Annotated in this window: 8 protein-coding genes; 1 reads left to right on the top strand and 7 read right to left on the bottom strand. The window is 71.8% G+C overall.

Going from position 1 to position 12550, the window contains the following annotated elements; all coding sequences use genetic code 11:
- Window positions 1-26: 26 nt before the first annotated feature.
- The 6 genes from AB0A65_RS03575 to AB0A65_RS03600 form a co-directional block, all read right to left on the bottom strand.
- Entirely contained in the window at window positions 27-971 is a 945-nt protein-coding gene (locus tag AB0A65_RS03575; RefSeq protein WP_359945643.1) for an NAD-dependent epimerase/dehydratase family protein, read from the bottom strand.
- A 369-nt stretch (window positions 972-1340) separates the two neighbouring features.
- On the bottom strand, window positions 1341-3635 hold the full coding sequence (locus AB0A65_RS03580; RefSeq protein ID WP_359945646.1) for an AAA family ATPase: 2295 nt from the start codon (window positions 3633-3635) through the stop codon (window positions 1341-1343).
- 190 nt (window positions 3636-3825) lie between these two features.
- Window positions 3826-4026 (bottom strand): hypothetical protein, encoded by a 201-nt coding sequence (locus tag AB0A65_RS03585; protein ID WP_359945649.1) that lies wholly within the window; start codon window positions 4024-4026, stop codon window positions 3826-3828.
- 71 nt (window positions 4027-4097) lie between these two features.
- A complete protein-coding gene (locus AB0A65_RS03590; protein WP_359945652.1) occupies window positions 4098-5939 on the bottom strand; it encodes a right-handed parallel beta-helix repeat-containing protein in 1842 nt (613 codons plus the stop codon).
- A 349-nt stretch (window positions 5940-6288) separates the two neighbouring features.
- The gene (groL, locus tag AB0A65_RS03595) at window positions 6289-7914 is read right to left on the bottom strand and encodes a chaperonin GroEL (protein WP_359945655.1); all 1626 of its coding nucleotides are present in this window, start codon (window positions 7912-7914) and stop codon (window positions 6289-6291) included.
- 234 nt (window positions 7915-8148) lie between these two features.
- The gene (locus tag AB0A65_RS03600; RefSeq protein ID WP_359945658.1) at window positions 8149-9102 is read right to left on the bottom strand and encodes a hypothetical protein; all 954 of its coding nucleotides are present in this window, start codon (window positions 9100-9102) and stop codon (window positions 8149-8151) included.
- Between the two features lie 189 nt (window positions 9103-9291).
- On the opposite strand from AB0A65_RS03600, the gene AB0A65_RS03605 reads away from it, so the two are divergent.
- Entirely contained in the window at window positions 9292-10833 is a 1542-nt protein-coding gene (locus AB0A65_RS03605) for an oligopeptide:H+ symporter (RefSeq protein ID WP_359945661.1), read from the top strand.
- On the opposite strand, the gene AB0A65_RS03610 is transcribed toward AB0A65_RS03605, so the two are convergent.
- Window positions 10830-12506 (bottom strand): metallophosphoesterase, encoded by a 1677-nt coding sequence (locus AB0A65_RS03610; RefSeq protein ID WP_359945665.1) that lies wholly within the window; start codon window positions 12504-12506, stop codon window positions 10830-10832. The genes AB0A65_RS03605 and AB0A65_RS03610 overlap by 4 nt on opposite strands.
- Window positions 12507-12550 lie beyond the last annotated feature (44 nt).

Raw genomic sequence — 12550 nt, forward strand, 5'->3', positions numbered from 1 at the left:
GGTGAACTGTCCACAAACAACCGGTGCTAGGCGGCCAGGCGGCGGCGCCACCACTCCAGGGTCTCGGCCAGCGCCGTGTCGGTGTCGGTCGCCTTGTCCCCGAACGTGTCGGTGAAGTCCGCCGACTCCATGACGTACGGCCCGTCCCACTGGTGGCGGGTCTCGGCCATGCCCTTCATCGCGGGCGCGACGGTGCCGACGACGTGGATGAGGAACCACCAGGGCATCGCGGCGACGCGCACGGGTCCGCGGCCGAGGAGGCGGGCCATGGCCTGGATCATCTCGCGCTGGGAGGCGGCGGGGGCGGTGGGCACGTGCCAGGGGCGGCCCCAGGCGCGGTCGTCGCCGCCGAGGCGGATGAGGGCGCGGGCGACGTCGGGGATGTAGGTGAAGGAGTGGGGGGCGTCGCGGTCGCCGAGGACGGTGACGGTGTGCTTGCCCTGGACGACGGGGCGCACGACGCGCTCGCCGAGCATGGCGTCGGCGAGGGCGCCGGGGCCGAAGTAGTCGGAGCCGCGGGCTTCGGTGAAGCGGAGGTCGCCGCTCTCGTGGAGGGCCATGGCGTCGTTCCACATCTTGATGCGGATCCGGCCCTTGTGCCCGGGGGACGCGAGGGGGCTGCGCTCGGTCATGGGCTCGGTGACGGGGCCGTAGACGTAGAGGTTGCCGGTGTTGACGAGGCCGGCGCCGTGGGCTTTGGCGGCGGCGAGGATGGCGGCGAACATGGGCGGCCACTCGTCGGCCCACTGGTGGTACCCGGCGGGGTTGGCGCAGTTGTAGATGACGTCGGCGCCCTTGGTGGCGGCGGTGAGGGCGGCGGCGTCGCGGGCGTCGACCTTGACGTGTTCGATGCCGGGCCGCGAGGGGCCGCCGGAGCGGCTGAGCACCCGGACCCGCTCGCCGCGTTCAGCGAGGATCGAGGCGACGGTGGAGCCGATCTGGCCTTTGCCGAGGATGACGTGGTCGGTCATGGGAGTTCCCTATCTCTCAATCGAGAGCACTGCTCTCTGTTGAGAACAACGATCGCACACCCTCGCCGAGAAAACAAGAGCAGTGCTCTCTTTTATGAGCACCCGCACTCATCCACAGAGTTATCCACAAGTACGATCTTCACATTCGTCACTTCTCTACCCCACATGTTGTAGTAGATAGCAAAAACGTCATCCGCTTTCGGCGGGATGGCGGCGACAGAGGGGAATTCGCGAACGTCGCCATACCGAGACCCGAGCGCGGGAAACCACCCGCGCTCGGGTCCCCGCCGAAAGCACACGCTCCGCGCGGAGCAAGCGGGCGGCCGGCCTGACGAGGCCGACCGCCCGCAAGACACACAGGCCGAGCGCTCAGCCCTCGCGGTTCTGGGCGTAGTTCTCCAGGTACTCCAGCTGCTCGGGGTCCAGGCTCGGCCGGACCCGCTCCATGGCCTGCTCGACGTGCCCGGCGGTGACGATGCTCGCGTCGAGGGACTCGCGCATGGCCGTCAGGGCGGCCTCCCGGACCAGGGCGGCGCAGTCGGCCGCCGAGTAGAGCCACAGCTCGTCGGCGACGGCGTCGAGGTCCACGTCCTCGGCGAACGGGACGTTCTTCGCGTTGGCGCGCAGGATGTCCGCGCGGCCGCGCGCGTCCGGCGGCGGGACGTAGACGAGGCGCTCCAGGCGGCCGGGGCGCAGCAGGGCCGGGTCGATCATGTCGGGGCGGTTGGTGGCGCCCACGACCACGACGTCGCGCAGGGCCTCAGCGCCGTCGAGCTCGGTCAGGAGCGCGGCGACCACCCGGTCGGCGGTGCCGCCGTCGGTCCCGCCCCCGCGGACCGGCGCGAGGGCGTCGAGCTCGTCGAAGAACATGAGGGTGGGGCTGGCCTGGCGGGCCCGGCGGAACAGCTCGCGGACGTTCTTCTCCGACTCGCCGACCCACTTGTTCAGCAGCTCGGAGCCCTTGACGCTCATGACGTTCGCGTGGCCCTCCCCCGCGACCGCGCGCACGATGTAGGTCTTCCCGCACCCGGGCGGGCCGTACAGGAGGATGCCGCGCGGGGCCTCGATCCCCAAGCGCGTGAACGCGTCCGGGTACGTGAGCGGCCACAGGACCGTCTCGGTGAGGGTCTGCTTCAGGTCCTCCATGCCGCCGACGTCGGCGAGCGTGAGCCCGCCGAGCTCCACGGAGTCCCCCGCGAGGCTGGTGGGCCGCACCGATTCGAGCGCGCCGTCGAAGTCGGCGTTCTGGAGCGCGGTGGCCCCGCCGTCCTTGGCGCGCAGCGCGGCCCGCACCCCGGCTTCGCGGACCATCACCGCGAGGTCGGAGGCGACGTAGCCGGGGGCGCGGTGCGCGACCCCTTCGAGCTTCACATCCTCGGCGACCTTCATCGAGCGGGTGAAGTACACGAGCAGGTCGCGGCGGGCCTCCGCATCCGGCATCGGGACGACGACCTCGTGCTCCAGGCGCGAGCGAAGCGTCGCGTCGACGTCCTCGACGCGCGCGGTCGTGCACACCACGGCGTGCTCCCCCGCCTCCGCGAGGACCTCCTCCACGAGGCGGGAGAACATGGTGCCCAACGGGGTCCGGCGCCCCGCGGGCGCCAGGTGCTCGACGCCGCGGACGAGCAGCACCCCGGGGACGGCGAGCGCGGCGACGGCCGAGCGGAGCCGGTCGGCCGCGGCGTTCGCCTCCAGGGCCGCCAGGTCGGAGCCCGAGACCTCGCTGACGCGCGCGCCGACCGCCTCGGCGACCGAGCGGACGATCGTGGCCTTCCCGGCGCCCGAGGGGCCCGAGACGAGCACGCCCAGCGCCATGTCGGTGCCCACGACTTTCAGGACCTCGCGGTGGTTGAAGCCCAGGTCGAGCAGTTCCCGCAGCTCCTCGGCGGGGATCTTCGCGCCCGCGAGCTCGTCGTACGGGATCGGGGCGACGCCCGGGACCGCCTGCGGCGCAGGCGCCTCGGCGACCGGGCCGCGGGACTCGGTGCGCGGGCGGGCCGCGCTCGCGGTGCCGCCGTAGGAGGTCGGCATCCGCTCCCCGGGCGTGCGGCCCGCGGGCAGCGGCAGGTCGGCGGGGAGGTCGACGGCGGTGCGGACCTCGCCGGCCCACTCCACGCGGGTGTCCGAGGTGATCATCGCGCCGCGGGCCGGATCGGCCTCGACCACGTTGAGCACCATGGTGGTCCAGCCCATGCCGAGCGTGTTGTTCAGGGTGCGGCGGGTCGCGGTGACCGCGTCCCGCGCGGAGGCGCCGAGCTCGATCGGCAGGAGCGACACGTCGTCGCCCTCGCACACGACCTTCGACAGCAGCGCGAGCCGCAGCGTGTCCGGGTCGACCACGGCGACCGCGGACGCCGGGCCCGACAGGACCACCCGGTCGGCGGCGGTGAGGGCGATCGGTGCGAGGCGCACGGGGTCGCCGTCGCGGGCCCCGATGTTCCCGAGCGTCAGGTCGTCGGCGTAGAGGGCGCGGCGGGACGCGTACCGGTCGGCTTCGAGGGCGATCGCGGCGGTCGTGCGCCGCCCCGTGATCCCGACGGCGTCGCCGGGGCGCAGGCCCAGGGCGGTGAGGGCCTCGGGGTGGAGGCGGACGATGCCGCGCCGCGCGTCGAGCGCGGCGCGGGCGCGGGTGGCGGTCAGAGTGAGGGTGCCGGCTGTGGTCACGCGGCCCAGCCTATTACGGACCGGGGCCGGTCGGCGACGCTCGCCTCCGGCCCCCGCGGTCGGGGGTGTCGGTTCGCGGTCGCCCCCGGCTGCAAGAGTGCCTGCGGGGTGCGACAACGGGACGCGGCGGCGGGGCGGGACGGCCGGTCGACGCGAGCCGCCCGGCCCGGACAGGTCGCGGGGGTGCGGGCTACTCCTCGGCGGGGGTGAGGTCCATGCGGTAGACCGTGGCGCCGTCCTCCACGAGGACCGCGACCGCGGCGCCCTGGTCGGCGAACTCGCGCCACCGCTCGCCCAGCCACGACTCCGCGTCGCCCTGGCTGCCCAGGTCGCTGTCGGGGGTTTCGATGGCGTTGCCGTCGGCGTCTTCGAGCTTCCAGGTCCAAGTCATGGGGCAACAGTACGCGATCGGGCCCCGCGCCGGTTCCGTGAATCCGAGCCGGTTTTCCCCGGCCCGGGCGCTCACCAGTCCCAGCGGTCGCTCATCGGCGCGGTCACCGGAGTGCGCTCGACCTGCACCGGCTCCTCCTCCCGGCGCCGCGGCCCGAAGGCCGCGCCGAGCGCGAACAGCGTCCACAAGGGCAGGAGCCCGAGCCACAGCCACGCCGGGGACACCGGCATCGGTGCGAGCGTCACGAGCCCCCGGTCGATCGCGTCGAGCACCGCCAGCCCGCCCACGATCACCGTGAACCCGCCGAGGAACCGCACCCCCGACCGGTACCAGGACCGCCCGGCGAGCAGCCACCCGCCGCCCCACAGGGCCACCGCGAGCGCCTCGTAGTCGGCGCGGCCCGACCACACCGCGAGCACGAACAGGAGCGCCCCGCACCCGGTCGCTATGGCGGAGAACGTCATCGCGCCGGCCCGCGGCGGATTCGGCGACCTCGCGGCGCCGAGCCACCCGGCGCCCGCGAGGAACAGCAGGACCGCGGCGAACGCGACGGCCGTCTGGAACTCCAGCCGGTCCGTGAAGCGCGCCCCGAGCCAGTCGCAGGTCGCCGACGGGTCGTCGCTGCTCCCCAGCCCGCACTCCCAGACTTTCAAGGTGCGCAACGGGTCTCCGGCGATCCGCGCGACGTCGCCGCCGCAGGCGGGGAGCACCGCCGGGGTGGTGCGGTGGGTGCCGGGCTCGTCGAAGCAGGTCGCGGCGCCGGTCCCGTCCCACCACACGTCGAGCCGGTTGCGGTGCCGGGCGCCGTCCTCGCGGACGCCGAACGTGTTCCCGCTGAACGTGTTCCGGTCCCCGCCGAGCCCCGCGTCCTGCCCCGGGGTGCCCCAGGTCGCGATCCCGGCGGTCTGCTGGTTCCAGATCAGGTTCCCGGTGGCGGCGGTGCCGGTGCCGTTCGCGACGAGGATGCCGACGCCCGAGGGGTAGGTGCGGTCGGGGCACAGGACGCCGCCGGTCCAGTCGCGTTCGGCCGCATCGGCTTCGCAGGCGGCGGTGCCGAGGAGGGCGTAGTGGTCGGCGTTGTTGCCGTACACGGTGTTGTCGCTGACGGCGATGTCGGCGGCGGGCCCGGAGTCGGCGACGACGAGCCCGGTCGTGTTGGCGTGCAGGCGGTTCCCGACGGCGCTGGCGGTGGTCTCGGTGCCGCGGATCTCGATGCCCGCGGCGTTGCCGGTGGCCTCGCAGCCGATGACGTCGGCGTGCGAGTTCTCGATGAGGACCCCGGCGGTGTCGGCGGCCTCGGCGCGGCAGTCGCGGACTTCGACGCCGGAGGAGTCGGCGACGTGGATGCCGGCGCCGTCGCTCTGGAAGGCGCCCACCTCGTCGAGGGTCGCGGACTCGACGGCGGTGAGCCGCAGGGCGGCGCCGCGGGCCTGGCCGAAGGAGACGCCCTTGACGTAGAGGCCGGAGGCGGCGTGGGCGGTGAGGACGGTGTCGGCGGCGAAGTGCGCGGAGACCTGCACGTCGTCGGGGCTGTCGCCGACGCCCTCGATCTGGAGGCCCTCGGTCTCGACGACGATCGTGGCGTCCACGGTGTAGTGGCCCGGGAGGATCTGGATGCGCGCGTTCGGTTCCGCGGCGGCGACAGCGGCGGTCAGGTCGCGGAAGCCGTCGGCGAGGCAGTCGTCCTGGAGGCGCTCGTTGGCGATGCGCTCGCTGTAGACGACGCCTTCGTTCCGCTCGGCGAAGTCCTCGACGTCGTCGGTGCACACGAGCAGGAGCGGGCCGTCCTCGCGGTACGCGGGCGCCTCGGGTTCGGGCACGGCGGGGAACGGGTCGGGCTCGGCGAGCCGCGACTCCGTGGCGGTGCCGCCGACGTAGCAGGTGAAGACGAGCACGGCGAGGATGCCGGTCATGAATGCGAGCGCTGCGAGTCGGCGGTCCGAACGGTGCGGGCGGGGCCCTTTTGGTACAGCGCGGCGAAGCCGCTCCGGTTCGGGGTGCGGGTGGGGCGACGGGTGTGGGGGCACGTGCACAGGTTAGCCCGCGTCGCACACGGTGTGAAGAGCCGCGAATCGGCTGGGCCGCAAACATTTCGGGCGATGCGGCATACCGCCCGTGGTTGGGGCGGTATGCCGCTTGCGCAGCGGCTGCGCCGTCTGCACTGGCAGCCAGTACAGAGAAAGGGAGAACCTCTCACTTTACAGTGAGGGGTCCTCCCTTGCAGTACTCAGTCGGCCTGAGTGAGCAGTCCCGAAGGGCTGCTTACATCATGCCGCCCATGTCGCCCATGCCGCCGCCGGCGGCGCCGGCGCCTTCCTTCTCCGGGGCGTCGGCGACGACGGCCTCGGTGGTCAGGAACAGGGCGGCGATCGACGCGGCGTTCTGGAGCGCCGAGCGGGTGACCTTGGCCGGGTCGGGGATGCCCGCGGCCAGCATGTCGACGTACTCGCCGGAGTCGGCGTTGAGGCCGTGGCCCTTGGGGAGGCCCTTGACCTTCTCCACCACGACGCCGCCTTCGAGGCCGGCGTTCTCGGCGATCGCGCGGAGCGGCGCGCCGAGCGAGCGGCGCACGATCTCCACACCGGTGGCCTCGTCGCCCTCGGCCTCGACCTTCTCGAACGCCGAGTCGGCCTGGGCGAGCGCGGTGCCGCCGCCGGGGAGGATGCCCTCTTCCACGGCCGCCTTGGCGTTGCGCACGGCGTCTTCGACGCGGTGCTTGCGCTCCTTCAGCTCGACCTCGGTGGCCGCGCCGACCTTGATGACGGCCACGCCGCCGGCCAGGCGCGCGAGGCGCTCCTGGAGCTTCTCGCGGTCGTAGTCGGAGTCGGAGTTCTCGATCTCGGCGCGGATCTGGTTGATCCGGCCCTGGATCGCGTCCTCGTCGCCGCCGCCGTCGACGATGATGGTGTCGTCCTTGGTGATGACGACCTTGCGGGCCTGGCCCAGCAGGGACAGGTCGGTGTTCTCCAGCTTGAGGCCGAGCTCCTCGGAGATGACCTGGCCGCCGGTGAGGATGGCGATGTCGCCGAGCATGGCCTTGCGGCGGTCGCCGAAGCCGGGGGCCTTGACGGCGGCCGACTTGAAGATGCCGCGGATCTTGTTGACCACCAGGGTCGGGAGGGCTTCGCCGTCCACGTCCTCGGCGATGATCAGGAGCGGCTTGCCGGTCTGGGTGACCTTCTCCAGCGTGGGGAGGAGGTCCTTGACCGCGGAGATCTTCTGGTTCGCGACGAGGATGTACGGCTCTTCGAGCACGGCCTCCATGCGGTCCTGGTCGGTCACGAAGTAACCGGACAGGTAGCCCTTGTCGAAGCGCATGCCCTCGGTGAGCTCAAGGTCGAGGCCGAACGTGTTCGACTCCTCGACGGTGATGACGCCTTCCTTGCCGACCTTCTCCATCGCCTCGGCGATGATGGCGCCGACGGTGGTGTCGCCCGCGGAGATGGACGCGGTGTTCGCGATCTGCTCCTCGGTGTCGACCTCCTTGGCGGAGTCCTGAAGGTGCTGCACGACGGCCGCGACGGCCTTCTCGATGCCCTTCTTGATGCCGATCGGGTTGGCGCCGGCGGCGACCGCGCGGAGGCCTTCCTTGACGAGGGCCTGCGCGAGCACGGTCGCGGTGGTGGTGCCGTCGCCCGCGACGTCGTCGGTCTTCTTGGCGACCTCCTTGACGAGCTCGGCGCCGATCTTCTCGTAGGGGTCCTCGAGCTCGATCTCCTTGGCGACGGACACGCCGTCGTTGGTGATCGTGGGGGCGCCCCACTTCTTGTCCAGCACGACGTTGCGGCCCTTCGGGCCGAGGGTCACCTTGACGGCCTCCGCGAGGGTGTTCAAGCCCCGCTCCAGCCCGCGGCGAGCCTCCTCGTCGAATGCGATCATCTTCGCCATGTGGATGGCTTCCTTTCGGATAACGTTCGTGGTCGACGGTGAGGCGGCGTACCCGCGACGGTGAGCCCTGAGGACCCGACCACCTCATCGCGTGTTTAGCACTCCCCAGCGGCGAGTGCCAAACCCAGTTGTAGCACTCTCGCCGTGAGAGTGCCAATCCGGGGCACGGAACCAGTGGTGGAAAGCGCGGACGCCGGGGCGATCGCCCCGGCGTCCACTGCATGGCGGCGATTCCTACGGTGTCGGCGAGGGCGATCCGGGGTGGCCGGGCTCGCCGGGGCCGGTGTAGCCGCCGGGGGCCGCCGCGCCGGAGGCTTCGGCCGAGAGGGACGTGGCGGAGACGGACTCGGTGCGCCCGCGCAGCCATGCGTACGTGCACAGGGACGCCGAGAGGACCCAGATCATCGGGGCCAGGAGCAGCAGCGCCATGACCGCCTCGGTGATGACGGTGAGGACCGCGGCGAGCCAGCCCGCGAAGATGGCGTGCCACACGCCCGCGAGCAGCAGCCCGATGATCGCGATGAGGATGTTCGCGGCGATGGCGACGAGCACGACGATGCACAGGCGCCCGAGCGCGGGCCAGAACGCCGAGTGCGTCAGCTGGATCGAGCGGGCGTACGGGCTGCGGCGGGCCTCGAAGACCGCCGCGGGGGCCATGAGGCTGAGCGCGAAGATCGCCCACAGGCCCGGCAGGATGCACAGGACCAGGCCGACGCCGATGGTCACCCAGGCGAGCAGCAGCCACAGGAAGAACCGGCCGCCGCGCTTGAACCCGAAGGAGAACGCCTCCCCGAGGGACAGGAAGCCCCCGGCGGCCTCGGCCGCGGCGGTGCGCACGGCGCCGAGGACGGCCGAGCCCGAGACGTACAGGACCGCGAGGGTGAGGATCAGCCCGATGATCCCGGCGAGCACGCCCGGGGAGTACTCGCGGACGAACGCGCCCCAGTCGGTGACGACGACGTCCTTCTCGGGGGTTCGCACGTTGTTGTTGTAGGCGCCGAAGATCCAGCGCGGCAGGACCACGCCGATGAGGAGGATCAGGCCGACCGTGCGCCAGGAGCGCTGGACGACGTCGAAGGAGGCGTGCCACCAGCCCTCGAACGTGTCGGTGACGAGCGGGTCGCCGCCGGAGAAGCGGCCGGACGGCTCGTCGGTCTGACCGGGGTTCCAGTAAGGATCGTCGCTCATAGGCCGGATCGTAGACCACGTAAACGCGCATATCAGACAAATGACCGCACCGCATCCGTTCGGGGACGCCGGTTCGCCCGTTCCGACCGCCTCCGGGCCTGCGAAAGGTTAGCGTCGGCAGGTGTCGGCGCCGGTCGCGCCGGGTACCGGAGAGCGCAGTGCAGCGCCATCGACATGGGGAGGACCGGAATGTCCCATCGCGAGTACCCGGCCGCCGGCCGCGAGAAGACCTTCTTCGGCCATCCGCGCGGCCTCGCCGTCCTGTTCGGGACGGAGATGTGGGAGCGGTTCAGCTTCTACGGCCTCCAGGGCATCCTGCTGACGTTCCTCACCGCGAGCATCCTGCACAACGGCCTGGGCCTGAGCGACACCGTCGCCATCCCGATCGCGTCGCTGTACTCCGGCGCCGTGTACCTGACCTCGCTGCCGGGCGGGTGGCTCGCCGACCGGGTGCTGGGCGCGCGGCGCGCGGTCCTCATCGGCGGCGTGATCATCATGTGCGGCCACATCTCCATGGCGATCCCGGTGAGCGGGCCGGGCCTGGTGTTCTTCGGCCTGTTCCTGGTCGTGCTCGGCTCGGGCCTGCTGAAGCCGAACATCTCGGTGATGGTCGGGCGCCTCTACGACGGCGACTCGGACGCGCGCCGCGACTCCGGCTTCTCCGTGTTCTACATGGGCATCAACCTCGGCGGGTTCCTCGGCATCCTCCTCACGCCGTACCTCGCCGGGGACGACCGCTGGCACCTCGGCTTCGGCGCCGCCGCGGTCGGCATGGCGCTCGGCCTGCTCTGGTACGTGCGCGGCTGGTCGCGCCTGACCGGCACCGGCATCGGGCCCTCGCGGCCCCTCGCCGACGAGGAGCGCGGCAAGGTCGTGCGGGTCATCGTGATCTCGCTGGTCATCGCCGCCGTCGCCATCGCGATCTGGGCCGCGACCGGGACGCTGACGCTCTCGACGGTGCCCACGGTCGTGACGATCCTGTCGATCGCGGCCGCGGTCTGGTACTTCATCTACATCTTCGGCGAGGCGAAGGACGTGACGCCCGCGGAGAAGGCGGGCCTGCGCGCGTACGTCGGCCTGTTCATCGCCTCGGTCGTGTTCTGGATGCTGTACCTCCAGATGGGCTCGATCCTCACCGCGTTCGCGTCGAACTCCGTGGACCTCGACTCGTGGGGCTTCCACCTGCCCGCGGGCGGCGTGCAGAACTTCAACACGATCTTCATCCTCGTGTTCTCGCCGATCTTCGGCGCGATCTGGCTCAAGACCGGGTCGGGCTTCGGCACGGCGTACAAGTTCGCGCTCGGCGTGGGCCTGACGGGCCTGTCGTGGGTGTTCCTGGGGTGGCTCCAGGGGCGCGCCGACTCGGGGATCCTGGTCGCGCTCGGGTGGATGGTCGTGGTGTACCTGCTGCTGACGTGGGGCGAGCTGTGCGTCTCCCCCGTGGGCCTGTCGGTGACGACGCAGCTGGCGCCCTCGAACCTGAAGGGCCAGTTGATGGGCGTGTGGTTCCTCGGCCCGGCCGTGGGCACGCCGCTCGGCGGCCAGGCGTACGCGTTCATGGTGCCGAAGGTCGGCGAGCAGGCGTTCTTCTACATCCTCGCGGGGATCGCGATCCTCACCGCGGTGGTGCTCGCGGTCTTCAGCCCGGCGCTGCACCGGCTCATGGGCCGCGGCGGCCACGGCCCGGACGCGGTCATGGAGACCCCGGCCGAGCCGCGCGGAGAGGACTAGCGGCGCAGCCACTCCTCGGCCTGGGCGATCATGCGCCGCACCGGGTTCTGGCGCGGCAGCGACGCGGCGGTTGGCCCGGCGTGGGACGCGGCGAAGCCCGGTTCGATGAGCCGCGGCTTCAGCGGGTACACCGGCTTGATCCACGAGTCCGTCTCGGCCCCTTCGGGGTCGGCGGCCCAGTGGCGGCCGACGCGGTCGACGCCGATCGGGTAGACCGTGGCGCCCTCGGCGTCGACGCGGATGCGCAGGAAGCACTTCTGGTCGATCACCGACATGCCCGCGAACAGCTCGTTGGCGTTGACGCCCAGGCGGTTCGCGACCACGAGGTAGAGGCCCACGAGCCATGTCCCCGCGAGCCCGGCGAGCGGCAGGTACACCAGGTACGTCCACAGTGATACGTCGTCGAACTGCTTGATGATCTGCGCGCCCGTCCACGACAGGGCCACCTGCGCGAGCCCGTGCAGGCCCCCGAGGATGTAGTGCCTGCCGGTGCGGCTGCCCTGCCCGGGGTGCGCGAAGCCCACGCCCGCACCGAGGAGCACCGCCGCCGCGGCCACGGTGGTCCCGGTACCCTCCAGGATGGACACCGTCGCGATGAGCGAGACCACGGCCATGAGCGCCACGAAGCCCTTGTTCAGCCACGGCAGCCGCGCGAAGATCCCGAACGCGTAGCTCAGCGACTTCGCCTTCGACGGGTACGTCTGGGTGAGCCGGTACTCCCGTTCGGGCGCATCGGGTTCGGGCACCGACTTGCGCGGCGCCGTCAGCGACTCGGGCAGCGTGTGGGTCGGCGACAGGTACGCCCCGCCGCCCCCGGCGCCCACCAGGTGCCGCACGCCGTCCACTTCGGAGTAGTGGGCGTAGTGGTGGCGGTCCCCGGTGAGGATGAGCGGCACGCGCCCGCCCCTCGCGCCGATCACGTCCCGGATGAAGTGGTCGATCCGGTCGAACGAGCGCGGGTCCTCCGCGGTCCACAGCCACGACGGCTGCGCGACGCACAGGATCACCTGGTCGCCGGGCTGCATCCGCTCGGCCGCGCGCTGGAAGTACTCGATCTGGTTCTGGTCCAGGTGGGTGTCGAACTGCGCGTCGAGCGCGAACAGCCACCACCGGTGCGGCAGGTTCAGCGCGTAGTACGACCGCTTCTGGAAGGTCCGGTACCCGCCGATCGTGCGGCCCTCGGTGAACTGCCGCGCGAACGCGGTCAGGCCGTCGAACCAGTCGTGGTTCCCCGGGATCGCGTACAGCGCAACGGGACTCCCCGGGTTCGCGGCCTCGTACGGGCCCTTCATCCGCTGCTCGTACTCGACCCAGTCCCCCGCGGGGTACACCTCGTCGCCGCCCATGACGAGCACGGAGCCGCGCGGGAGGCGCTCGCCGCCGACGTCCAGTTCGTCCTGGGCCATGAGGTACGCGACGGAGTAGGTGGCGTTGAACCCGTCGCCGATGTCGGCGACGTAGTCGATCCACAGCTCCTCGGCGCCGGAGTGGTCGTAGACCGGCTGCGGGCGGCCCCCGATGATCTCGCGCTTGTCGACGTAGCCGCCGAACACGCGGGCGAGGCCGAAGCGCATGCTCGTGTCGATGAGGGTGCGCGGCGACAGCCAGCGCACGGGCTTCTGGGGGACGAAGCGGAGCTGCTGCGGGGTGAGGTCCTTGGGGCGGCGGGACATAGGTCCCATCATGGCATGGTTTGGGGCGCAACGGTACCCGCGTG

This window comes from Glycomyces sp. NPDC047010 (assembly GCF_040644205.1).
Taxonomy (GTDB): domain Bacteria; phylum Actinomycetota; class Actinomycetes; order Mycobacteriales; family Micromonosporaceae; genus Glycomyces.

Bases quoted from the DNA above. Each gene is read 5' to 3' on its own strand.
- AB0A65_RS03590 (WP_359945652.1), bottom strand. From the start codon at position 5,939: ATGACCGGCATCCTCGCCGTGCTCGTCTTCACCTGCTACGTCGGCGGC.
- AB0A65_RS03605 (WP_359945661.1), top strand. From the start codon at position 9,292: ATGTCCCATCGCGAGTACCCGGCCGCCGGCCGCGAGAAGACCTTCTTC.
- AB0A65_RS03610 (WP_359945665.1), bottom strand. From the start codon at position 12,506: ATGTCCCGCCGCCCCAAGGACCTCACCCCGCAGCAGCTCCGCTTCGTC.
- AB0A65_RS03585 (WP_359945649.1), bottom strand. From the start codon at position 4,026: ATGACTTGGACCTGGAAGCTCGAAGACGCCGACGGCAACGCCATCGAA.
- groL (WP_359945655.1), bottom strand. From the start codon at position 7,914: ATGGCGAAGATGATCGCATTCGACGAGGAGGCTCGCCGCGGGCTGGAG.
- AB0A65_RS03600 (WP_359945658.1), bottom strand. From the start codon at position 9,102: ATGAGCGACGATCCTTACTGGAACCCCGGTCAGACCGACGAGCCGTCC.
- AB0A65_RS03575 (WP_359945643.1), bottom strand. From the start codon at position 971: ATGACCGACCACGTCATCCTCGGCAAAGGCCAGATCGGCTCCACCGTC.